Annotated in this window: 24 protein-coding genes; 9 read left to right on the top strand and 15 right to left on the bottom strand. The window is 66.0% G+C overall.

Annotation, left to right across the window (positions count from 1 at the left end; genetic code table 11):
- The first annotated feature begins 12 nt into the window (after positions 1–12).
- Positions 13–2,031, top strand: a complete 2,019-nt coding sequence (locus AB431_RS01305; protein ID WP_047328423.1) for a fructose-specific PTS transporter subunit EIIC — start codon at positions 13–15, stop codon at positions 2,029–2,031.
- 61 nt (positions 2,032–2,092) lie between these two features.
- Positions 2,093–2,350 carry an HPr family phosphocarrier protein gene (locus AB431_RS01300; protein ID WP_047328422.1) on the top strand — a complete coding sequence of 86 codons (258 nt, stop codon included), beginning with the start codon at positions 2,093–2,095 and terminating at the stop codon, positions 2,348–2,350.
- A 10-nt stretch (positions 2,351–2,360) separates the two neighbouring features.
- On the opposite strand, the gene AB431_RS01295 is transcribed toward AB431_RS01300, so the two are convergent.
- The 3 genes from AB431_RS01295 to AB431_RS01285 are packed head-to-tail and all read right to left on the bottom strand — an operon-like array spanning position 2,361 to position 5,863.
- The gene (locus AB431_RS01295) at positions 2,361–3,563 is read right to left on the bottom strand and encodes an FAD/NAD(P)-binding oxidoreductase (RefSeq protein ID WP_047328421.1); all 1,203 of its coding nucleotides are present in this window, start codon (positions 3,561–3,563) and stop codon (positions 2,361–2,363) included.
- A gap of 17 nt (positions 3,564–3,580) precedes the next feature.
- Positions 3,581–4,960, bottom strand: coding sequence for a rhodanese-like domain-containing protein (locus AB431_RS01290; protein ID WP_047328420.1), 1,380 nt, complete (start codon positions 4,958–4,960; stop codon positions 3,581–3,583).
- A gap of 24 nt (positions 4,961–4,984) precedes the next feature.
- A complete protein-coding gene (locus AB431_RS01285) occupies positions 4,985–5,863 on the bottom strand; it encodes a sulfite exporter TauE/SafE family protein (RefSeq protein ID WP_047328419.1) in 879 nt (292 codons plus the stop codon).
- A 183-nt stretch (positions 5,864–6,046) separates the two neighbouring features.
- Between AB431_RS01285 and AB431_RS01280 the strand changes: the two genes are divergently transcribed.
- Positions 6,047–7,495, top strand: a complete 1,449-nt coding sequence (locus AB431_RS01280; RefSeq protein ID WP_047328418.1) for a chloride channel protein — start codon at positions 6,047–6,049, stop codon at positions 7,493–7,495.
- 113 nt (positions 7,496–7,608) lie between these two features.
- Positions 7,609–8,373 (top strand): aquaporin Z, encoded by a 765-nt coding sequence (gene aqpZ, locus AB431_RS01275; protein WP_047332955.1) that lies wholly within the window; start codon positions 7,609–7,611, stop codon positions 8,371–8,373.
- On the opposite strand, the gene AB431_RS01270 is transcribed toward aqpZ, so the two are convergent.
- The 11 genes from AB431_RS01270 to AB431_RS01220 form a co-directional block, all read right to left on the bottom strand.
- Positions 8,370–8,930, bottom strand: coding sequence for a Dps family protein (locus AB431_RS01270; RefSeq protein ID WP_047328417.1), 561 nt, complete (start codon positions 8,928–8,930; stop codon positions 8,370–8,372). The genes aqpZ and AB431_RS01270 overlap by 4 nt on opposite strands.
- Before the next feature lie 80 nt (positions 8,931–9,010).
- Complete coding sequence (locus AB431_RS01265; RefSeq protein WP_047328416.1) at positions 9,011–9,934, bottom strand: DNA-3-methyladenine glycosylase; 924 nt, start codon at positions 9,932–9,934, stop codon at positions 9,011–9,013.
- 4 nt (positions 9,935–9,938) lie between these two features.
- The gene (locus tag AB431_RS01260; RefSeq protein WP_047328415.1) at positions 9,939–10,316 is read right to left on the bottom strand and encodes a DUF427 domain-containing protein; all 378 of its coding nucleotides are present in this window, start codon (positions 10,314–10,316) and stop codon (positions 9,939–9,941) included.
- 93 nt (positions 10,317–10,409) lie between these two features.
- The gene (locus AB431_RS01255) at positions 10,410–11,225 is read right to left on the bottom strand and encodes a glycosyltransferase (protein WP_082135509.1); all 816 of its coding nucleotides are present in this window, start codon (positions 11,223–11,225) and stop codon (positions 10,410–10,412) included.
- Positions 11,226–11,515: 290 nt separating this feature from the next.
- Positions 11,516–12,172 (bottom strand): methyltransferase domain-containing protein, encoded by a 657-nt coding sequence (locus AB431_RS01250; RefSeq protein WP_200902683.1) that lies wholly within the window; start codon positions 12,170–12,172, stop codon positions 11,516–11,518.
- A gap of 402 nt (positions 12,173–12,574) precedes the next feature.
- Positions 12,575–13,945, bottom strand: coding sequence for an FAD-binding oxidoreductase (locus AB431_RS01245; protein WP_047328413.1), 1,371 nt, complete (start codon positions 13,943–13,945; stop codon positions 12,575–12,577).
- Positions 13,946–13,954: 9 nt separating this feature from the next.
- The gene (locus tag AB431_RS01240; protein WP_047332953.1) at positions 13,955–14,728 is read right to left on the bottom strand and encodes a class I SAM-dependent methyltransferase; all 774 of its coding nucleotides are present in this window, start codon (positions 14,726–14,728) and stop codon (positions 13,955–13,957) included.
- 61 nt (positions 14,729–14,789) lie between these two features.
- Positions 14,790–15,146, bottom strand: a complete 357-nt coding sequence (locus AB431_RS29740) for a cupredoxin domain-containing protein (RefSeq protein WP_047328412.1) — start codon at positions 15,144–15,146, stop codon at positions 14,790–14,792.
- A 42-nt stretch (positions 15,147–15,188) separates the two neighbouring features.
- Positions 15,189–16,205 carry an NAD-dependent epimerase/dehydratase family protein gene (locus AB431_RS01230; protein ID WP_047328411.1) on the bottom strand — a complete coding sequence of 339 codons (1,017 nt, stop codon included), beginning with the start codon at positions 16,203–16,205 and terminating at the stop codon, positions 15,189–15,191.
- Entirely contained in the window at positions 16,202–16,702 is a 501-nt protein-coding gene (locus tag AB431_RS01225) for a nuclear transport factor 2 family protein (protein ID WP_047328410.1), read from the bottom strand. Before AB431_RS01225 ends, AB431_RS01230 begins: the two co-directional genes overlap by 4 nt.
- Positions 16,703–16,758: 56 nt before the next feature.
- Positions 16,759–17,733: a GGDEF domain-containing protein gene (locus tag AB431_RS01220; protein WP_047332952.1), complete on the bottom strand. Its 975-nt coding sequence runs from the start codon at positions 17,731–17,733 to the stop codon at positions 16,759–16,761.
- Between the two features lie 203 nt (positions 17,734–17,936).
- On the opposite strand from AB431_RS01220, the gene msrB reads away from it, so the two are divergent.
- Both msrB and msrA read left to right on the top strand, forming a co-directional pair.
- Positions 17,937–18,398 carry a peptide-methionine (R)-S-oxide reductase MsrB gene (gene msrB, locus AB431_RS01215; protein ID WP_047328409.1) on the top strand — a complete coding sequence of 154 codons (462 nt, stop codon included), beginning with the start codon at positions 17,937–17,939 and terminating at the stop codon, positions 18,396–18,398.
- On the top strand, positions 18,395–18,904 hold the full coding sequence (msrA, locus tag AB431_RS01210) for a peptide-methionine (S)-S-oxide reductase MsrA (protein WP_047328408.1): 510 nt from the start codon (positions 18,395–18,397) through the stop codon (positions 18,902–18,904). Before msrB ends, msrA begins: the two co-directional genes overlap by 4 nt.
- Before the next feature lie 78 nt (positions 18,905–18,982).
- On the opposite strand, the gene AB431_RS01205 is transcribed toward msrA, so the two are convergent.
- Positions 18,983–20,311: a cytochrome P450 gene (locus AB431_RS01205; protein WP_047328407.1), complete on the bottom strand. Its 1,329-nt coding sequence runs from the start codon at positions 20,309–20,311 to the stop codon at positions 18,983–18,985.
- A gap of 110 nt (positions 20,312–20,421) precedes the next feature.
- On the opposite strand from AB431_RS01205, the gene AB431_RS01200 reads away from it, so the two are divergent.
- The 3 genes from AB431_RS01200 to AB431_RS01190 all read left to right on the top strand — a co-directional run bounded on the left by AB431_RS01200 (position 20,422) and on the right by AB431_RS01190 (position 23,023).
- Positions 20,422–21,039: a TetR/AcrR family transcriptional regulator gene (locus AB431_RS01200; RefSeq protein ID WP_082135508.1), complete on the top strand. Its 618-nt coding sequence runs from the start codon at positions 20,422–20,424 to the stop codon at positions 21,037–21,039.
- A gap of 149 nt (positions 21,040–21,188) precedes the next feature.
- On the top strand, positions 21,189–22,187 hold the full coding sequence (locus tag AB431_RS01195; protein ID WP_082135507.1) for an alpha/beta hydrolase: 999 nt from the start codon (positions 21,189–21,191) through the stop codon (positions 22,185–22,187).
- Positions 22,187–23,023: an SDR family NAD(P)-dependent oxidoreductase gene (locus AB431_RS01190; protein ID WP_047328406.1), complete on the top strand. Its 837-nt coding sequence runs from the start codon at positions 22,187–22,189 to the stop codon at positions 23,021–23,023. The genes AB431_RS01195 and AB431_RS01190 overlap by 1 nt, the downstream gene beginning before the upstream one ends.
- Positions 23,024–23,031 lie beyond the last annotated feature (8 nt).

The following is a 23,031-nucleotide window of genomic DNA, read 5'->3' as shown; positions in this document are numbered from 1 at the left end:
CGGAAGGCCACCATGACGAACTCCACGATCATCAGCACCGATCTGGTACTGCTCGACGTCGATGCCGGCAACGACAAGGAGTCGGTGATCGGTCGCCTCGCGTCCCGGCTGGCCGACAGCGGTCGGGTCAGCGACGCTGCGGGGCTACAAACCGCGGCCATGGCGCGCGAAGCCCAATCGGCCACTGGGCTTCCCGGCGGTATTGCGATCCCGCACTGCCGTTCGGCCGCGGTGTCCGCACCGTCCATCGGATTCGCCCGGCTCTCACCGAAGGTCGACTTCGGTGCGCCCGACGGTCCGGCGGATCTGGTGTTCCTGATCGCCGCCCCGGACGGTGCCGGTGCCGAGCATATGAAGCTGCTGTCCGGCCTGGCGCGTGCGCTGGTGCGCCCGGACTTCGTGCAGTCGCTGCGTGAGGCCGCCTCTGCCGATGACGTGGTTGCCCTGGTCGACGGCGTGGTCAACCCCGAGGGCGCCAAGCCCGCGGCCGCGGCGGCTGCTGAACCGGCTCCTGCGCAGGCGAAGTCGATCGTTGCGATCACCGCATGCCCCACCGGCATCGCCCACACCTACATGGCCGCCGACGCGCTGAAACTGGCCGCCGAGCGCGCCGGGGTGAACCTGACGGTGGAGACCCAGGGCTCCTCGGGCAGCACTCCCGTGAGCGCCGAGACGATCACCGGCGCCGACGCCGTCATCTTCGCCACCGACGTCGGCGTCAAGGACCGGCAGCGGTTCGCCGGCAAGCCCGTGATCGCCTCCGGCGTCAAGCGGGCCATCAACGAACCGGACACCATGATCGCCGAAGCCGTTGCCGCCGCCGACAATCCGAGGTCCGCGCGCGTCGAGGGCGTCGCGGCGGCCGCCGACGGCGGTGCACCGGCCGGCGGCGTCGGCTGGGGTACCCGCATTCGGCAGATCCTGCTGACCGGCGTCAGCTACATGATCCCGTTCGTGGCTGCCGGTGGTCTGCTGATCGCCCTTGGCTTCTTGTTCGCGGGCTACGACATCGCAAACACCCCGGACGGCGCGACGAAGTCCTTGGGCAACCTGATCGCGACCACCAACTCGCTGACCAACCTGCCGAGCGGAGGCTTCACCCAGTATCTCGGCGCAGTCCTGTTCACCCTCGGCGGCCTGGCATTCAGCTTCCTGGTCCCGGCCCTGGCCGGTTACATCTCGTTCGCGATCGCCGACCGGCCCGGTATCGCACCGGGATTCACCGCAGGCGCCGTCGCGGTGTTTGTCGGCGGCGGGTTCATCGGCGGTATCGTCGGCGGCCTGATCGCGGGCTTCGCCGCACTGTGGATCAGCAAGGTGAACGTCCCTCAATGGGCCCGTGGCCTGATGCCGGTGGTGATCATTCCGTTGTTCGCGTCGCTGGTCGTCGGCCTGTTGATGTTCCTCCTGCTGGGCCGGCCGCTCGCGGCCATCACCTCGGGGCTGACCAACTGGCTCAACGGGCTCACCGGTGCGTCGGTCATCCTGCTCGGAGTGATCCTCGGATTGATGATGTGCTTCGACCTCGGCGGCCCGGTCAACAAGGCGGCTTACGCCTTCGCCACCGCCGGACTCAATGTCGCTGACCCCGCCTCGCTGCGCATCATGGCCGCGGTGATGGCCGCCGGTATGGTGCCGCCGTTGGCGATGGCCCTGGCCACCACCATCCGGCCGGGGTTGTTCAGCGAGCCCGAGCGCGAGAACGGCAGGGCCGCATGGCTGTTGGGGGCCTCGTTCATCTCCGAGGGAGCCATCCCGTTCGCGGCCGCCGACCCGCTGCGGGTCATCCCGTCGATGATGGCCGGCGGTGCGGTCACCGGTGCGTTGATCATGGCCTTCGACGTCACCCTCAAGGCGCCACACGGCGGCATCTTCGTGTTCTTCGCGATCGGCAACCTGGTGTGGTTCCTGGTGGCCCTGGCCGCGGGGACCGCGGTCGGCGGGTTCGCGGTGGTCGCCGCCAAGCAGTTCATCCGCAAGACGGCCGACGCACCGGCTTCCGAGGTGCCCGCCGCCCAAACCAACGTCTGACCGCAAAACGTCGAGTAAAGATCTGCAGAACGTCGAGTTCGGCACTACTAGAAGGAGTCCCATGCATACCAAGACCGTCATCGTCGGTTCGGCGATCGGACTGCACGCCCGCCCCGCCGCGATCATCTCCGAAGCCGTTGTCAACGCCGGTGTTCCGGTGACGTTGGCAGTGGACGGCGGCGAGCCGGTGGACGCCGGTTCCGCACTGATGATCATGACGCTGGGCGCGGGCAACGGCGCGCAGGTCACCGTCGCCTCCGAGGACGAGGCCGCGTGCAAGGCGATCGCCGAGCTGGTCCAGCAAGACCTCGACGCCTGAGGTCTCGTCGCTAGACGAGACCCTTCAGCATCAGGTTCCAGTACAGCCACGGCAGCCCGTACTTCTTCATGTACCAGTACGGCCGGTGCGGCTTGGTGGGATCCAGGATCGGAAACGACGGATCCAGCTTCAAGTCGTAATCGAACTCGGCGAGCAACATGTCGTGCGACGAGGTGACGATCGGGCACGACGAGTAACCGCCGTACCTGGCCGCCAGTGGCCTGCCTGCCAGATAGGCGTCGATGTTGTCGACGACCACCGGGGCCTGTTTGCGAATCGCCGCGCCGGTCTTGGAATTCGGCGTCGACCCGGCGTCGCCCAGGCCGAAGACGTTCGGGTAGCGCACGTGCTGCATGGTGAACTTGTCCAGGTCCACGTAGCCGTTGTCGTCCCCGGTCGACAGTGGGCTGACCTTGATCCAGTCGGGCGCCGACTGTCGTGGTACCGCGTGCAGCACATCGTAAGCCAGGGTGCCGTCGGTCCCCCCGTCGCCGAGGGCGGTGACCGTGACCTTCTTCGAATCGCCGTCCACCGCAGTGATCTCCGACATCGTATGGAGCGTAATGCCGTAGTCGGCGATCACCTTGTCGAGATTGTCGGCGATGGCCGGGATGCCGAAGGCACGCGGTGTCGGAATCACGAGATGCACATCGATCTTGTCCAGCACACCCTGTTTGCGCCAGTAGTCGCTGGCGAGGTAGGCGATCTTCTGCGGTGCCCCAGCACATTTGATCGGGCCGGCGGGCATCATGAAGACCGCCGATCCCGAGCGGGTGTTGCGGATGAAGTCCCAGGTGCGCGGAGCCAAGTCGAACCGGTAGTTCGATGAGACACCGTTGTGGCCGACCGCTTCGGCGAGTCCGTCCGTGCGGTTCCAATCCAACTGGATGCCCGGGCACACCACCAACACGTCGTATTCGTAAGTCGCACCGTCGCTACACGTCACCGTATTGGCATCGGGATCGAATACACTGGCGGCGTTGCGAATCCAGGTCGCCATGCTCGGCATCACCGAGGCCTCGGACCGCGCGGTGGCCGGCGCCTTGGCCTGCCCACCGCCGACGAGGGTCCACAGCGGCTGGTAATAGTGCCGATCCGACGGCTCGATGACGGCCACGTCGGTGTAACCCTTGCGAAGCAATCGGGCGGCAACCGTGATGCCCGCGGTCCCACCGCCCACGATCAGGATCTGGTGCTTGGCTGTGATGGTCATGATCTCTCCGTATCGGTTCAGGCGTTCTGGACGGCTTCGTCCCAGGCGCGGTAACCGCCAAGGACATCGCTGACGTCGGCAAAGCCGTGCTGACGCAACAGGCTGGCGGCCACCGACGAGCGGTAGCCTCCCGCGCAGTACACGACGGTCGGCTTGCGTGGGTCGAGCTCTGCGACGCGGTCGGGCAACTGACCGACCGGAATGTTGACGGCACCGGGAATCGTTCCGGCCGCGACTTCACCCGGGTTGCGCACGTCGACCAGTTGCAGCTCGGGAACATCGGCCATCCGCTGGCCCAGTGCGTTGGCAGTCAGACGAGACGCAACGCCGACATCGTCCGGATGCGTGAACATCGCCTCATACGGCTCGGCCAGGTATCCGAGTACGCGATCGAAACCGATTCGGGCCAAACGGTTCTTGCCTTCCAGCTCTAGACCCGGCTCGGTCATCAGGACGATCTCGGCGTCTGGCTTGACCACCGACCCGGCGAATTCGGCGTACCGCCCCGCCAGGCCGATGTTGACGGAGCCGCGCAGGTGACCCTGGGCGAACTCCTCCGGCGTGCGGCCGTCGACCAACATTGCGCCGTGTGCCATCGCCTCGCGCACCTGCGCATACGTCATCGCAGGCGGCATCTTCGTCTCGTCCAGCAATTCGCGGTCCTTGCGATTGAGGATTGCGTCGTAGACGAAGTAGCCGGGTGCGGGCGGCTGGCCCGCGGTGACGAGCTCCATGAATGTCGCCTTGTCCGGGGCTCGCAACGCGTAGTTGGTCATCCGCTGCTCGCCCATGGTCGACCAGAGATCGGTCGAAAGGTTCTTGCCGCAAGCCGATCCCGCTCCGTGCGCCGGATAGATGCGGGTCGCATCGGGCAGTGGCATCAACTTGTCGTGCAGCGAGTCGTACAGCTTGTCGGCGAGTTCCTCGCGGGTGAAGCCGATCGAGGCGAGCAGGTCGGGACGACCGACATCGCCGATGAACAGGGTGTCACCGGTGAGGACGGCGTAGGGCACGGTGTCTGCGGCGTGTTCGTAGATGACGATGCTCATCGATTCCGGGGTGTGACCCGGGGTGTGCCGAAATTCCAGCTGGACGTCACCGAGCGAGAACCGCTCGCCGTCGTCGACCGCCATGAAATCGAATTCCGGCTGGGCCACTGACGAGTACACGATTCTGGCGCCGGTGGCGTGTGCCAACTCCAGGTGCCCGGAGAGGAAGTCGGCGTGGAAGTGGGTTTCGATGACCAATTCGATCGTCATGCCCAATGATGCTGCGTCCGCCAGGTATTCGGAGACGTCGCGCTGTGGGTCGACGACAACCGCGCGACCCGTGGTCTCGTCGCCGATCAGGTACGACGCATGTGACAGGCAGTCCAAGTAGTACTGGGTGAATTTCATTGTCGGTTTCCTTTCTCGTTGAGCTCAGACGGCGCCCGCCGCCACCGGCGGCCGACTCCTCAGCCCGCGTAACGGACATGCCGGAACGTGGCTGCATGCGAATGTCATGAGCGCGGCCAGAGCGGTCAGAGCGGCGCCCAGGTATCCGGCCACGGGATGCACCTCCTCGCCGAGCACCACCGACGCCATGATCAGGACGAACCACCCGAACGCCTTGCGGAGGACTTCCGGGTCGACCTTCGCAGCGAACCGCGACCCGATCAGCGCACCGACGACGGCCGCACCCGTGACCAAGCCGGCGAAGACCCAGTCGATGTCGACCACCGACAGGTAGCCGGCCAGCCCCGCGAACGAGTTCATCGCGATGACCGCGAGCGAGGTGCCCACCGCTGCCGACATCGGCAATCCGGCCATCAACACCAGGGCAGGCACCACCAGGAATCCGCCACCGGCGCCGACAGTGCCCGTCACCAGGCCCAGCACCAGCCCGACAGCGGCCGTCTTGGTCAGTATCGCGACTCCACGTGACGCGCACTCGGCGGAGGCCGACCTGCGTCCCCGCAACATCGCGATCGCGGTGGCCACCATGATGACCGCGAAGACGACGAGGAGCAGCTGGCCCGGAATGAACCGGGTCATCTGACCGCCGGTGTAGGCCCCGACCATGGACGTGCCGCCGAATAGCGCGGCGGTCCGCCATTGCACCCGTCCCGCCCGGGCGTGGGAGACGGCGCCGACGGCGCTGGTCACGCCCACCACGAGCAGTGAGGTGGCGATGGCATGCTTCGGGTCGAGCCCGGCCACATAGGCCAGCAACGGGACCGTGAGGATCGATCCGCCGCCCCCGAGCAGGCCCAGGGCGATACCGACGATGACGGCCAGCGCGATCGCCAACGCAGCCATGGCTCCTCCTGTGCTTAATACCCCATGGGGTATACCCACTCACTACGATAGATACCCAGTGGGGTATCCGCAATGATGTGTTCCGGACGTCACAAAGAAGAGGCCATTGGTCCTCACGGGCGGGGATTCGTGGCACGGCTGGGGGGTGTCGGCCGACCCGTCGGCGCTGCTAGCATCCCGGGCATGGCCGAGGCGCCAGGTGGCAGCAAGGCGGGCGGACGGCTGGGTGAGTTCCTACGCGACTCCGGTTATCTGCGTAAGTGGCTGATCCTCGGCGTGGCCATCGGCATCATCGCCGGCCTCGGCGCGGTCGTCTTCTATCTGGCTCTGGACTACACGGGTCGAGTGCTGCTCGGGTACCTCGGCGGCTATCACCCGCCCGAGGCGTTCGCCGACGGTGGCGGCACCGGGTCTCCGGGGTTCATCCGCCCCTGGGCCATTCCCCTCATCGTGTTCGGCGGCGCCCTCGTCTCGGCGATCCTGGTTGCCAAGCTGGCCCCGGAAGCCGAGGGTCACGGCACCGACAGCGCGATCGAGGCCGTGCACACCGATCCCCGGTCGATTCGTATTCGCGCGGTGCTGGTGAAGCTGGTGTCGAGTGCGCTGACCATCGGCTCCGGCGGCTCGGCCGGACGCGAGGGACCGACGGCCCAGATCTCGGCGGGGTTCGGATCGCTGCTCACCCGGATGTTCGACCTGTCCGATGACGACGGCCGCGTCGCCGTCTCGCTCGGGATCGGATCGGGCATCGGCGCGATCTTCGGCGCGCCGCTCGGTGGCGCGGTGCTGGCCGCCTCGATCGTCTACCGCGAAGACTTCGACTACAAGGCCTTGATCCCCGGTTTCGTCACCTCGGGCACCGCCTACGCGATCTACGGCTCCATCCTCGGCTTCGAGCCGATGTTCGGCTTCGTCGCCCGCGACTACCAATTCGACCCAGCCGAGCTGGGCTGGTTCGCACTGATCGGAATCGTCTCGGCCGCAGTCGGATACCTCTACGCGCGGGTCTTCTACGGAGCGGTTGCGCTGACCCATAGACTGCCGGGCAACACGATCATCAAACCCGCAATCGGCGGCCTCCTGGTCGGTCTGCTGGCGCTGGTGATCCCCCAGATCCTCGCCAGCGGTTATGGCTGGGTGCAGCTCGCAACCACGCGTGACGGGCTGCTGACGATCCCGTTGTGGATCATCCTCGTGCTGCCGGTCGCGAAGATCGTCGCGACCTCGCTGTCGATCGGAAGTGGTGGATCCGGCGGCATTTTCGGGCCCGGCATCGTGATCGGCGGATTCACCGGCGCCGCACTATGGCGGCTGGCTGATCTGGTCGGCGCACCGGCATTGCCCGATGGCCCGGCCGTTTTCGTGATCGCCGGGATGATGGCCTGCTTCGGCAGCGTCGCACACGCCCCGTTGGCGGTGATGCTCATGGTCGCCGAGATGACCGGGTCGTTCGCGGTGATACCCGGTGCGATGGTCGCGGTCGGCCTCGCATACCTGATCATCATCCGCACGCCGGTGTCGATCTATCAGGCCCAGCGGCTCAACCGGGAAACGGCTGCCGCTGAACGGGTTACCGTCTCGGCCCCGGAAATCCTGGCGGTCGACGACGATGCGGACGAACCCGGGAAGTAGCACCCGCCTCCAGGTCACCGTCTCAACACGATTCAGCAAAGTTCGGTGCTTTCGTGGGTACCGTGCTGCGATCATCAGCGGAGATCGACCCGACCGACGAGAAGGGTTACCCAGTGAGAGCTCCAACGATGGCGCACCGACTGGCCGCAGAGTTCATCGGCACATTCCTGCTGGTGTTTGGCGGTTGCGGCGCGGCGGTATTCGCTGCCAACCCTGCTGAGGACAGTTCCGTCGGTATCGGATTCCTCGGCGTTGCATTGGCTTTCGGCCTCACGGTGCTCGCCGGCGTCTATGCGTTCGGCACGATCTCGGGTGGCCACTTCAACCCGGCGGTCACCTTCGGTGCGGCCATCGCGCGGCGCGTCGAATGGAAGGCACTACCGGCGTACTGGGTGGTGCAGGTCGTCGGCGGGCTGGCTGCCGGTGCGGCGATCTACTGGATAGCCAAAGGCAGAGACGGGTTCACCCCGACCGGTCACATGGCCGCCAACGGTTTCGGTGAGCATTCACCGTTCCATTACTCACTGGCGGCGGTGGTCATCGCCGAGGCGCTTCTGACCTTCCTGTTCTTGCTGGTGATCTTGGGCGCCACCGACGACCGCGCACCAAAGGGCTTCGCGGGCTTGGCAATCGGTTTGATGCTGACGCTGATCCACCTGATCTCGATCCCGATCTCGAATACGTCGGTGAACCCGGCCCGTTCGATGGGTGTCGCATTCTTCAACGGCGACGGCGCACCTGTCCAGCTGTGGGTGTTCTGGCTGGCGCCGCTTGCCGGCGCGGCCGTGGCGGGTGCTCTCTACCCACGGCTGTTCGGCGGCGCCGAAGAGCTGGCGGACCGTCCGGTCCGCGACGATGCGCTGGAGTCGAAGGCTTAGCTCTTCTCCTTGGCCGCCTTGGCGGCACCCTTTTCCGTCGACTTGCCCTCGTGTGACAAAGTGCCGCCGGCATTTTCGAGGTGGGCACGCACGAACCACTGGAACTTCTCCAGCTCGGCGGCGTGGCCGATGAGGATGTCCTGGGTCACTGGGTCCAGTTCCTCGGTGGCTTCGATGGTGTTGCGCAGATCTTCGATGACGCCGTCGTACACCAAATCGACTGCGGCGAGGTGGGCCTGGACGGTGTCGCGGCCGACGGAGTAGTCATCCCAGGTACGGTCCTTGAGGATCGCACCCGGGGTGCCCTGCGGCGACGCACCGAGAGTGGCGATCCGCTCGGCGACCTCGTCGGCGTACCCGCGAACGAGCTCGACCTGCGGGTCGATCATCTCGTGCACGCCGATGAAGTTGGGCCCCACAACATTCCAGTGCACATGCTTCAGGGTCAAGTGCAGGTCGTTGTAGGTGCTCAACTGCTTCTGCAGGAGATCGGTCACCTTGCGAGCCTTGGCTTCGGTCAATCCGGGGATAGTGAACGTGGATCCCTTGGAACTCATGGCGCGCTTCCTTTCCGCTTCTCGGTTTCGTTCGCCACATACCCGGGGTGCCCCGGTGGTAACCGCATGTAAGAGCGGCGTCACAAATTGCTGATCTGCTGCACCGGCAGTCGGGCGCCGAAGCGCGGTTTGTACGCCAGCCGGCTGGCCTCCAACAGCCGCACCGCGCGGTAGCGATACGGGCGCTCCGGCTCCAGCAGCTCGACCATGCCGGCGTCGTCGATGGGACGGCCGATCAGGGTCCAGCCGATCATCTTGGAGATGTGGTAGTCCCCGATCGACAACGCATCGGTGTCGCCGAACGCCCGCTGGGCGGTTTCGGCGGCGGTCCAAACCCCCACGCCGGGAAGTGTGGTGAGCGCGTCCCGCGCCGCGGCCGCGGGCCGGCCGGACAGCCGTTCGAGTGCATCCGCGCGCTGCGCACACCCGACGATCGTGCGGGCGCGACCTGGGTCGACGTTGGCGCGGTGGAACTCCCACGACGGGATGCGCCGCCAGACGTCGGCCGGCGGCGGCACCCGCATCCGCGCGGGAGCCGGGCCGGGCGCCGGCGTGCCGAACTTGGTGACCAACAGCCGCCACGCGCGAAATGCATCGGCGCCGGGAACCCGCTGTTCGATCACTGCGGGAATCAATGCCTCGAGCACCCGCGCGGTGCGGCCCAGGCGCAGGTGCGGGACGCGTGTGGCGGCCGCCTCGATGACCGGGTGCTGCGGACGGTAGCTGCCGGGCTCGTCATCAACGCCCAGCAACGCGGGCAGCGCCTCGACGAACTCTTCGGCGCCGTCACCCCACGCCTGACACCTGACCGCGTCGGGGGCGGCGGAGAAGATCCGGGCGGTCACGGGCCCGGTGCGTTGCAAACTCGTGCGCCAGATCGCGCGGTCGGCATCGAGTTGGTAGCACGGGTCACCGGGCCCACGACGCTGCGGCGCCAGTGTCAGCCCCGGGCTGGCAGGACCGGGGAAGGTCAGGGTGCGTTCCCGCGCCGCTTCCGGGGCCACCCGATCAGTCTGGCACGACGCTGATGTCGGCTTTGTTCGGATAGAACGCCACATGCCCGGCGATCGCGGCGACCGCCGGATACGGCTGCTCGTAAGTCCAGATCGCGTCCTCGACCGTGGCACCTCCGGCGGTGACGCTGTAGTAGCTCGCCTCCCCCTTGTATGGGCAGTACGTCCGGGTGTCGGTGCAGGTCAGCACAGCTGGATCGACGTCGCCGAGCGGGATGTACTGGACTATCGGGTAGGTGGATTCGGCAAGGCCGAGGGCAGATTGGGTGTCGGCGACAAGTTCGCCGTTGACCCGCACCTGCACCCGGCCACCAGTCGGCGTGATCGTGATCGGGTGGGCGGCGGTGGGCTCTCTGATCTCACGTGTACTCATCGGTGTCCTCCTCATGGGGTAGTCGGTGCAACGCCGTCCGGCACCCATGATTCCCCCGCGACGGCCGCCGGGCGGTCGAAGCGGTGCCGAGCCCTATCGGGCGCGCAAACCCGGACTATCCGAATGGGTCGGCGAAAAGCCGGGCTTGACTGATGGTTCGGGAGTCGCGAGCGGTGTCCGCTCCGGCAGCGACTTCCTGAGTGCGCGCATCGCCGCTCGGCCGTAGAGACGACGTAAAGCCCTCTCACAGTCGCGATGGGCCCTGAAAAAGTAACGCCTCCTGCCAACTGACTCGGCTGCGCTGACCATGCCTTCATGGTGGAGAAATGAGCGCTCCGTCGCATAGATCCCGAAACCCGCGGCGGCGACACGCATCGACAAGTCGATGTCCGACCCCCAGGCGAAGCGGCCAAACGTGCGCTCGTCGAGACCGCCGACGGTCTCCCAGGCATTCGCCGATATCATCATGGCCGTGCCGTCGACCATCGGAACCCGTCGGTAGTAGTCCAGTGGTTCGTAGTCGCTGACCGCGCCTGCGTAGGTCGAGGCTTGAGTCGCCCACCAGTCGTTATATACGGGTGCGACAAGTCCTAGGTCTTTGGGCAACCTGGTGTCGAGCAAACCAGCGAAGAAGCCCGGCGACAGGCGCGTGTCGTTGTTCAACGTGAGCGCATATTCGTAGTTGCGATGGAACGCGGTACGAAATCCCAGGTTCGACGCGCCGGCCCAACCGAGGTTTCGGCCCGGACGCTTCACCCACTCGCCAGCTACCGCCTCGTAGTGGCCGCCGTTATCGATGATCAACAGATCCACGAGATCGGACTCGGCCATGACGTCGCCCAGTACTGCGTGCGTGAGCTCGTTGCGTCCGTACGCAGGAATCGTCACCAAGCACTTTTTCTTGACCATCGACTCGATCCCCCAGATCGTCTCGACTGCTCCCCTTGACGAAACATTTTACAGCCGATCCGGTTGTTGCGTACCGTCCTCGGCGATTCAGTCAGAGAGACGAGCAATCCGCGATGAAATTTGCACTAGCAAGTATGTTGGCCGTGACGATATCTCGCCGTCGGCTGTTGTCGGTCGTGAGTTGCTGCGCAGAGGGCGTGACGTGCGAATTGCCGTACCGTGGAACTTGATTGGTTTCGCGAAGCTTGAGATGGATGTCAAACTGTAAATTTGCTCGTTTCCGGGAGGTGCTATACCCGAATATCATTGGCCGACCCCCGCCGACCGACCCTCAAACCTCTTCGCGCCAGCTCGGCGTTGGCCAAACTAATAAGCCGCCCCATAGTATTCTTGGGATGTTCCCCGAAATTAGATATGTATGGGCTACCGTGTGAAATGCCGTTGTCAAAATCGGCGAATGTCGAGGTCACTCTGCTTGGATAGAGATCAGCATGTCCCTCATCTTTTAGGAAGACTGCGACGAAGTCGTTGAAGCCGTCCCTATCCCGTCCACTTATATACGATTCAAGCAGGACCGGGTTGATGCCGTTCCGGCGACCCCAGGCTACTAGCGCATTACCGCTATCAGGGTAGAACCGCCAGCAGTCAACGGGATACCTATGGAAAGCACCGTTTGACGGCGCGTTCAAATAAAAGAGCCCGGTGGGCTTGAGGACCCTCATTATCTCGAGGAAAAGCAACCAGAACATCTCAGAGTGTTCGAAGCATGAACTGCAGATTATTGCATCGGCGCTCTCGGATTCCAACGACAGCGTGTATGGATCGTCAAGAACAATATCGACCCCCTTACCCGCGACCATGTCAACACCAATATATTTGAAATTTGCAGGCGTCACTTCACGGAGTGACCCGTTGACATCTTGTGATCCGATGTCTATAACAGTCACGTCACCATTAGTTGCGAGGGGTTCTCCGTAAGTTTCAAAAAACCGCTGACAATTTCTCATAGCTGAGCGGTGCACTCTATTTCCCCTGTGTGTTGCGTACTAAACAGATAGATGTCAATACACCTTGACATGCGATCTCGGCAGTGTCTACCCCAGGATCAATTCAGTGCGTCCCAGAGCAGGCGCAGGTACACGCCGCGCAACGGACACGCTTTCTTCAGCATGGGATTCGCATCGATCCGGACGGCGGCGCGCGAATCAATTTCGATCAACCACAGTCCACGCGCTCGGACTGTGGTTGCCTAGATGTCGAGCACAGATTTCGATCGCCAGCCCACTGGGCAGCAGCGGCAGGCCTGCCTAAGCACGCCTGACACCTGACCGAGTCGGTTGATTCCCTCGCTACGGCCGCCGAGCGATCGCATCCGCAATCACAGCGATCGGCGACGTCGAAGACCGTCCGCCGGCCTCGTGCCGGTCGGCCAGCTTGTAGGCCGTGTACATGCCACGAACACCCAGCCAGCGCAGTGGCTCGGGCTCCCAGGTGGCCGAGCGGTGGCCGACCCACGGCAGGTCGGTCAACGGGGTCGACCGCTTGAGCACCAGGTCGGTCAGCGTACGGCCGGCCAGGTTCGTCGCTGTCACACCGTGTCCGACGTAGCCGCCCGCCTCGCCGAGCCCGGTGACGGGATCCAGGCTGACACCGGCCGACCAGTCGCGGGGAACGCCCAGCACTCCGCACCAGCCGTGGGCGATCGGCACCCCGCGGGTCTGCGGCAGCGCGGCGTTCAGCACCCGGGTCAGGTAGGCGATGGTGTCGGCTCCGACCGAACCGTCGTGGTCGATGCGGGAGGCGTAACGGTACGGGACCGCCCGACCGCCGATCGCGACGCGATTGTCGGCGGTGCGCTGAGCGTAGAAGAACCCGTGCGCCAGATCGCCCAGTGTTTCCCGGCCGGCCCAGCCGATCTGAGCCCAGATGTCGTCGGACATCGGCGCGGTGGCGATCATCGCACTGTTCATCGGCAGCCAACGTCGCCGCAGCCCGCGCATCCGTGCGGTGAAGCCCTCGGTGGCGCGCAGAACGATCGGCGCGCGCACCACACCGCGCCGGGTCTGGGCCCGGCCGGGACTGATGGTCGTCACGGGGGTCTGTTCGTAGATGGTGACGCCAAGGCGTTCCACGACATCGGCCAGGCCGCGGGCCAGCTTCGCCGGCTGGATCCGCGCGCAATGCGGGTTGAACGAACCGAGTATCGCGCCGTCCACCCGGATCCGGTCAGCGACCTCGGCGGCCGTCAGCGTCTCGATGCCGTCGGTGCCCCACTCCCGGTCTTCGTCGGTCTCGGCGCGCAGTCGACGGGCCTGTGCCGCGTTGCGGGCGACCTCGAGGTTGCCACCCTTGACGATGTCGGCATCGATATCCTCGCGCGAGGCCACCGCGATCACCTCGTCGACGGCGGCGTTGAGGGTCTGCTGCCAGGCGACCACGGGCGCGCGGCCGTACTTCCTGGCCAGCAACCCGCGGTGGCCGGGAGCCAGCCCGGACAGCCAGCCGCCGTTGCGTCCGGACGCACCGAACCCGGCGAACCGTGCCTCCAGCATCACGATCCGCAGCGACGGGTCGGCCTGCTTCAGGTAGTAAGCGGTCCACAAGCCGGTGTAGCCCGCGCCGACGATGCAGACGTCGGCGTCGCGGTCACCGGGCAGCGCGGGACGCGGCTGGGGGAGCTCGGTGTACCAGTGCGACACAGCGCCGCTGATCGTGGCCATGCCAAGAATCTAGAACGCGTACCGGTGGTACTGCGCCATCATTTTCAGCGCAGGCACCGCACCCATGACCGTGGCCATGATCCGGTACTCGCGCGGCACCTCGCGGAAGCTGTCCGCCTCGAACGGCGACAGCCAGGCCAGCAGGCGAACCCCGGGCGCCGCCGCGATGATGTCGCCGGGACCGTCGATACCCCAATGCAGTGTCGAGCCCGAGCGCCGGACCACGCTGTTGATCCACTGACTGCGGATTCCGAACCGGCTGAAAGCATCGAATTGCAGCTCGCCAGATGGGAAATGGCCGACGATACGGCGCAGCAGAGCGGTGCCGTCGGCCTCGGTCAGGTACATCGTCAGCCCCTCGCCCAGGGCGAGCACCGGACGGTCAGCCGGAATCCGGTCGAGCCAACCGGGTTCGGTGACGGAGGCAGCGACGCGGTGGTAGTGCTGCCGCGGTGGGTAGAGCTGTTCGCGCAACGCCATGATCGAGGGATGGTCGACGTCGTACCACTCGATCCCCGGACCCGGGTGGAGCCGGTACACCCGGCTGTCCAGACCGGCGCCGAGATGCACGACGACGGCGCGATCGTGGCGAGCCAGGAACTGACGGGCCCAGTTGTCGAAGTGCAGCGAACGGGTGGTGACCGACGGTGACTTCCGGTCGGTGATGGTCGTCTTGGCCCAGTCGTAGTCGAGGCGAGCGACGGCGTCCCTGGCCCAGGCATCCCCGAGGATCGGCCTTTCCCGCTGCGCGTCAAGGGCTTTGGCATACAGCGTTGCCAGCATCGTCTGCGGCGGGCCATGCAGATCGACGTCGATTTTCGGCACCAGATGAGGCTAGACCGATTCACTGAACAATGAGTTGTCCGTGCATCGTCGGGTGGTAGTTGCAGTGGTAGGCATAGGTTCCCGGCTGACTCGGCGCGGTGAAGGTGGCCGTGCCCTTCTCGTCGACCTCGACGTTGAACGCGTTGCCTGAATCGGCGGTGACGGTGTGCTCGACCCCGTCGGAATTGGTGACGGTGACCTTGGCTCCGGGCGTCACCGCCGCCGGCGAGGTGAACTTCATGTCGGTGATGCTGATCGTCGAACCGGTCGCAGGCGGGGACGACGGTGCGGCTTTGGTTCCCGCCGAGCACGCCGCCACCAGCAAGACGGCAGCGATCACGACAGCGGCGGACAGGGCGAAGATACGTGGCGTCATACGCGGGACACGTATTGACCGTCAAACCGGTTCAGCGACCGTTCAATCCGGTCGGCCGGCCTTCGCTTGCCGCTTGGCCTCCCGTAGTCCCACCCAGAAACGTGCGGCCTCGCGGATGGACTCTTCCACCGGGCGCGGCTGCCAGCCCAGTTCTTGAACGGCCTTCGTGCAATCCAGCGGTCCCTCGGCGCGCATCAGCCGCAGCGAGCCCAGCGACAACTTCTCGTCGGTCTTCTGCAACCGGGCCTTGGCGGTGCCCAGCGCGGCCAGCGCGTACGCGACCGGCAGCGGGATCGTCTTCGCCGGTGGTGGCATGTTGGCCTCCAGGGCGGCGATACGGGCCACTTCGGCGTTGCTGATCATTTTTTCCGAGATCAGGTAGCGCTCGCCGACCCGGCCGCGCTCGCCGGCCAGGATCATCGCCCGTGCGGCGTCGTCGACCCCGACGGCTTCCAATTCGATACCGCCCATGACGAACGGCAGCTTGCCGAACGCCGCTCCCGCGATGATGGCGCCGTGCGGGGTCCGGCCCCAGTCGCCGCTGCCGTAGGTGGTCGACACGCACATCGCGATTGCGGGCAGGCCGTGCTCGCGGGCGTAGCGCAGCACCAGTTCCTCGGCCTGTACCCGGGAGCGGACATACGGGGTGAGCCCGCGGTCGTTGATGATGTCGGCTTCGCTGACCGTCCGGCCGCGGCGGCGCCCGACGGTGACATAGCTGCTGGTGAAGATGAAGCGGTGCAGGCCAGCGGTTCTGGCCACATCGAGGACGTTGCGGGTGCCCTCGACGTTGGTGTGGAACAGCGGGGCGGGATCGCTCAGCCAGCCGCGGGTGTCGACGACGCAGTAGTAGACGTCGTCGACGCCGGTCATCGCCTCGCGCAGCACATCGTTGTCCCAGATGTCGCCGATGAAGCGCTGCACGTCGAGGTCGTCGATGGAGATGGTCGAGGCGTTCGGGCGCACCATGACCCGAACCTGATGCCCGTCGGCGACCAGCTGGCGGGTGACGTGCGAACCGAGAAACCCGTTGGCCCCGATCACGAGTTTGGGGCTCACTTCATGCCCCCGTTGGCACGCATCCACGCGGCCGCTTCCTCGTCCAGGGTGCCCAGCTTCTCGGCTTTCTTGCACCACCTCATGCTCGCCTGGAGGAACTTCAGCGGGTTGTAGATGTCCTCCTGGCGCGACCACAATCCGTCGCCGGCATAGGTGACGATCGAGATGTTGGTGGCGCTGATGATCGTGCCGTCTCCCGGATCGCGCATCGGGTTGTCCAGCTCGCAGATGACCCGGCCGGTGTCTTCGTCGTACACCGTCCACAGCGAGGGGAATTCGGTCATGTAGCTGCCGGGGAAGGTGCTCATGGTTTTGGTGATCCAGGCCCGCACTTCGTCGCGGCCCTTCATCGTGCCCATCGCGTGCTCGATGTAGTCGACGTCGGGGGTGTAGTGACTCACCCAGGCGTCCCAATCCTGGGTGCGGGCCGCCTCGGCGACGGTGTTCTCGAAGACAGCGAATGCTTCGATGAGTTCTTCACGGGAGAATCGCGCCACCGCACCAAACTAGAACAAGTTCTAGTACGGATGTCGGGATCGGTCCCGATTGCGCCTCAGAGGTCGGTCTTGCGTCGGTTCCTGCTCTTGGCGGCGTACAGCCCGGCGTCGGCGTGTGCATAGAGCGCGGCGATATCGGCGGTGTCACCGGGCTGCGACGCCACCCCGACGCTCGTGTCGGAGGTGTGCTGCGCGACGTCGGCGACAAACCGGTCGACGGTCGGCGTGTGGCCCGATGCGCGGTCGGGGATACACGCGGCGAACTCGTCGCCGCCGAGCCGGGCCAGTACTGCATCGGCCGGCACCAGATCCCGCCAGCGGCGGGCGTGACTGGTCAGGTGTTGGTCGCCGGCCAGATGACCCTTGGTGTCGTTGAGCTGTTTGAAGCCATCCAGGTCCATGACGACCACTGAGATCGTCGACTTCGGTGATCGCCAGCGCGCCAGCAGATCTCGCGTGGCGATCTCCCAACCGGCTCGGTTCAGGAGACCTGTCAGCGGGTCGGTGCATGCACTGGTGACCAGTGCTCGCATCACGAGGCCGAAGGACTCGCTCGCCCCGAGAATCGCGACGACGGCGATCAAGTAGTCGATGAACAGCGGGCGCAAAGGGGCGACGGCCAGTGCGATCACCACGGCCGCCGTGACCAGGCCGACAAGCACCAGAGCACGTCGGGGTGGATAGAACGCCCGCAGGTACATCGCCAGGAACATCGGCGCGATCAGGCAGGCGAACTCGGCGCTGATAGCGATATGGAAGCCCATCACCAGCGGCGTCGCGAACATGGCCGCCAGCGTCGCGGGCCCTGGCTTGTCCGGCTTCACGACCAGCCAGATCAGCGCTGCGACACCGAGAACGATCGCCAGGATGCCGCCCGCCGGATTCGCATAGGTCAGGTCCGTGCGCAGCGGCCAGACGGTGAACACCACGCCGTAGGTGTAGAGGAACGTGGTGAGGCCCAGAAAGATACGCAGCAACCGGATCTGTTGCATGCCATGGAAGTCGCTGCCGGTGTAGGCGAGCAGCTTCACCCGATACACGCGATCCCGCCTCTGATGTGCACCGGACTGCAGATCTGGCGAAGACGCATGACGTCGAACTTTCCTGGTTAAGCCCGGCATCGTTGCCCGGCTGGCCAATTGTGACACCGAGCCTCGCCGGCTGCAGCGCGCGTCGGTTCTGACCGAACTGTGACACGGGAACTATCTGAACGACAGGTGGGGTTGATCCAGATATGTCGCACGACTATCACCGCAATCCCGCCGCGGTTTCCGCACTGTCCCCGGAGCAATACCGGGTAACCCAGGAGAACGGAACCGAGCGGCCTTTCACCGGCGAGTACTGGGACAACCACGAGCCGGGTATCTACGTCGACGTCGTCTCGGGCGAGCCGTTGTTCGCCTCGGTCGACAAGTTCGACAGCGGCTCCGGGTGGCCCAGCTTCACCAAGCCGATCGAGAAGTCCAACGTGGTGACCAAACGGGACTTCAGTCATCTGATGGTCCGCACCGAGGTCCGCTCGGCGGGTGGCGACAGCCATCTGGGGCACGTCTTCAAAGACGGTCCCCGTGCCGAGGGAGGGTTGCGCTACTGCATCAACTCCGCTTCGCTGAGGTTCATCGGACTCGACGACCTCGAGGCGCAGGGCTACGGCGAGTACACCAAGTTGTTCGAGACTTCCAAGGAGGACGCGTGACCGACACCAAGAGGGCGATCCTGGCCGGCGGGTGTTTCTGGGGCATGCAGGATCTGATCCGCAAGCAGCCCGGCGTGGTATCCACCCGGGTCGGCTACACCGGCGGCCAGAACGATCACCCCACCTACCGCAATCATCCCGGCCATGCCGAGGCGATCGAGATCGAGTACGACCCCGCGCAGACCGACTACCGCGCGTTGCTGGAGTTCTTCTTCCAGATCCACGATCCGAGCACGAAGAACCGGCAGGGCAACGACGTCGGGACCAGCTACCGCTCGGCGATCTTCTATCTCGACGACGAGCAGAAGCAGGTCGCCCTGGACACCATCGCCGACGTCGACGCCTCCGGGCTGTGGCCGGGTAAGGTCGTCACCGAAGTGACGCCGGCCGGCGACTTCTGGGATGCCGAGCCCGAGCATCAGGACTACCTGCTGCATTACCCGAACGGCTACACCTGCCACTTCCCGCGCCCGGGCTGGAAGCTGCCCAAGCGGGCGGAGGTCTAACCCCCGCGCTCGAGTGTGCGGTTTCGTACCCAACACGCCGTGATCGGCGTATGAGGCCGCACACTCAGCGCGCCGGCGTCACGACCGCCGGTGCACCACGACCCGCCCACCCTTCTTCGGGGTGAACGCCACACCGCGGGAGTGCCACTTCTCTCCGGGCGCACTGGTGGTCGCAATCGTGAAGTGCCGCAACACTGTCCGCAGAACCAGGTCCATCTCCATATTCGCGAACGCCGCGCCGATGCAGCGCCGGGTGCCGCCGCCGAACGGGACCCAGGCGAACGTGTTGAGCTTGGTGTCGAGAAACCGCTGCGGGTCGAAGCGCTCGGGGGCGGGGAACATCTCCGGGTTCTCGTGCAGCTGACAGAGGCTGACCATCACCGAATAGCCTTGCGGCACACGCCAATCACCGAGTTCATAGGTCGGCACCGCGACGTGGCGGCCAGAGAAGTCGATCACCGTCCGGTTGCGCTGGACCTCCAGGATGGTGGCCTGCCGGTAGGCGTTGTCGTCGGTTTCGGCCTCGGCCACCAGCCGGCTCAGCACCTCGGGGTGCCGGGAGATCCGCTCGAACGCCCAGGCGAGCGTGGAGGCGGTGGTCTCGTGTCCGGCGGCAAGCAGGGTCAGCAACTCATCGCCGATCTCGCCGCGCGTCATCCTCGAGCCGTCTTCGTAGGTGCTGCGCAGGAACAGCGACAGAACATCGGTGCGGTCCTCGAAGTGAGGATCGTTCTGCGCGCGGCTGATCAACGTATCGACCAGGCTCTCGTACTGCCTGCGGTATTCGACGAGCCGTCCCCACGGTGTCCAGGGCAGTGCCCGCTTCGGCGACGGCAGCACGGCCAGCCGCGAGCCGAGTGTCACCCACTTGGGGATGAGCTCGCGCAGGCGCTGCAGCTCGAAGCCGCCGGCGCCGAAAATCGCCCGCAGGATGATGTTGAGGGTGATGTGCATCATCGGTTCGAGGGTTTCGAATTCGGTTCCCTGCGGCCAGGATTCGATCTCCCGCAACGTCTCCTCAACCACGATCTGCTCGTAGGCGCGGATGCTCTTGCCGTGGAACGGCGGGGTCAGCAGCTTGCGCCGCACCCGATGCTCGACGCCGTCGAGCGCGAACACCGATCCAGGTCCCAGTAGCCTGCTCAGGTTGGGCTGGATGTTGTAGAGGATGTCGGGGCTGGTGGTGAAGATCTGCTTGGTCAGGGCGGGATCCGACACGACGACGGTGTTGCCGAACACCGGTACCCGCACCGTCAGGCACCGTCCGTAGCGCCGGGTCAGCCAGTCGGTCGTGGGCCGGCGGGCCACCATGAATGCCAGGCTGACCAACGCGTTCGGTAGTGCAGGCGACGGCGGCAGTTTCGGATCGGCACGGACCGACGGTTGGACGGTAGGCGCTTGACTCATTGGCGAGACCCTCCCAAAACTGTCGTGGTACCGCGTTGTACCACCGGCTTATGGGGTACGGTACCCTTCGGTACCAGACCTGACAAGAGCAGTGCGCGAAAGGAGGTCAGGTGACCACCGCGGCCGTTCCCCAAGTGCCCGACGTCGGTCGCAGCGACGACTTCCGGCGCCGGCTGCTCGACGGGCTGGCAGCGTCGATCGAGGAACGCGGCTACCGCGACTCCACCGTTGCCGACATCGTCCGGCATGCCCGGACCTCCAAGCGCACCTTTTACAGCCAGTTCTCCACCAAAGAAGACTGCTTCGCCGAACTGCTCACCGCCAACAACGACGAACTCGTCGAGACGATCAGCGCTGCCGTCGACCCGCAGGCGCCCTGGCATGAGCAGATTCGCCAAGCCGTCGTCACCTATGTCCACCACATCGACGAGCGGCGGGCGATCACGTTGAGCTGGATCCGGGAACTGCCGGCGCTGGGCGAGTACGCCCGGCCCACCCTGCGCCGCGGATTCGCCCGGCTCGCCACCATGATCGTCGACCTGTCCGGCAACGACGGGTTCCGCGCCGCCGGCCTGCCGCCGATCTCGCATGCGGCAGCCGTCATCCTGGTCGGTGGCCTGCGTGAGCTGACCGCACAGACCATGGAGGACGGCGAGCCCGCCACCGACATCATCGAGCCCGCGCTCGCGGTGTCACTGGCCCTTCTGGGCCCCAAACCCGTGGTTTGACAACCACTTTGATCGCGCCGTCCTACTTTTCGGCGGTCTCCTAGGCCTTCGGCGCTCCGACAGCGGCTGCCGGTGGATGCAGGCATCTACTGTGACATCGCAGAATAGTGACATTGACAAATGTCATCATTTGCGATTGCATCCGAAGGGTGCTCATCGATGAGACGGCCGGTGGCCTCCCCGACCGCGGATCGTGGCGGTCCCGCGGGGCCGCCACCCTGTCCAGCCTGACCCTGCGCCAGATCGGCAGCGTGCTCCCGCCCGAGCAGACCTGGGGGCTGTGGACCGCCCGCCAGATCATTGCCCGGGTCATGGACACCTTCGGCCCGTCGCTCGCCGGCTCCACCACCATCGGGGTCGACACCGCGCACGGCGGCGGCCGTGTCGTCGGTGAGTGGGTATGGGGCCGCGGCGTCTCCCGGCGCAGCGCCTCGCAGGCCGTCTACTACGTGCACGGCAGCGGATATGCGCTGTGCTCCCCCCGCACGCACCGTCGGCTCGCCGCCTGGCTGTCGGCCTCGACCGGGCTGCCGGTCTTCACGGTCGACTATCGGCTCGCCCCCCGCCACCGGTTCCCCGCCGCCGCCGAGGACGTCCACCGCGGCTGGGACTGGCTCACCACCAGCGGCGGCTTCGCGCCCGAGAACGTGGTGGTCGCCGGGGATTCCGCGGGCGGGCACCTGACGGTGGACATGCTCCTGCAACCCGAGGTCGACCATCCCGCCGGCGTCGTCCTGCTGTCCCCCCTGCTCGACCTGACGTTCAGCCTGGCCCGATCCCAGGAGGCCGTCCGCGCCGACCCGGCCATCCGCAGCCGCGACGCGGCACGGCTGATTCAGTTGTACTGCGCCGGAATCGAACCGGGTCATCCCCGGCTGCGGCTTGACGTCGCCGGCGGGCGGCCGCTGCCCCACACCCTGATCCAGGCGGGCGGCGCTGAGATGCTCGCCGCCGACGCCTTGGCCCTCGACGAGGACCTGCGCGCTGCCGGCGGCAGTTCCCACCTGCAGATCTGGCCCGACCAGGTGCACGTCTTCCAGGCACTGCCGCGGCTCACCCCGGAGGCCGCGCCCGCCATGGCGCAGATCACCGCGTTCATCGCCAAGGCTCTGCGCGACAATGATTCCCGCGTCGGACAGGTCGGCTGATGACCCTTTCCCTCCCCGTCCTCGGCCACCGTCGCAGCCGGTCGGCGGACGCCGTGATCACCGGCGCGGGCAGCGGCATCGGCGCCGCCTTCGCGCGCGAACTGGTCCGCCGCGGTGGCCGCGTGATGTGCAGCGACATCGACCTCGCCGCCGCCCGGGTCACCGCCGACGACATCGGCGCCGCCGCCGTGCGGTGCGACGTCACCGACATCGACGACGTCCACCGTCTCGCCGAGCACAGCCGGGAATTCTTTGGCGGCGCACCGACACTGGTGATCAACAACGCCGGGGTCGGCGCGGGCGGCGCCGGCATCGGCGACACCGACCTCGCCGACTGGCAGCGGGTACTCGGCATCAACCTATGGGGACCCATCCACGGCTGCCACGTCTTCACCCCGATCCTGCGGGCCGCCGCACGGCCCGCCGGGATCATCAACGTCGCCTCCGCGGCCGCCTTCGGTGCCGCGCCCGGCATGGCCGCCTACAACGTCAGCAAGGCCGGGACGCTGTCCCTGTCGGAGACCCTCGCCGCCGAACTCGCCGGCACCGGCATCACCGTCACCGCGCTGTGCCCCACCTTCGTCAAGACCAACATCGTCAGCGCCGGCGCCGAATCCGGCGCCATCTCCGCGCAGTCCACCCAGCTCGCCGAACGCCTCATGCGGTGGACCGGTTTCTCTGCCGACCGCGTGGCCCGCATGTGCCTGGACACCATGGACCGGGGTGGCCTGTATTGCATGCCGCAGCCCGAAGCCCGAATCGGCTGGGGCATCAAACGATTCACCCCGACGGTGTACACCCGCGCCGCCGGCCTCGTCACCCGCGTCACCACCTAGAAGGAGAG

The organism is Mycobacterium sp. EPa45 (genome assembly GCF_001021385.1).
GTDB lineage: Bacteria > Actinomycetota > Actinomycetes > Mycobacteriales > Mycobacteriaceae > Mycobacterium.
This window is presented reverse-complemented; position numbering and strand designations above follow the sequence as displayed.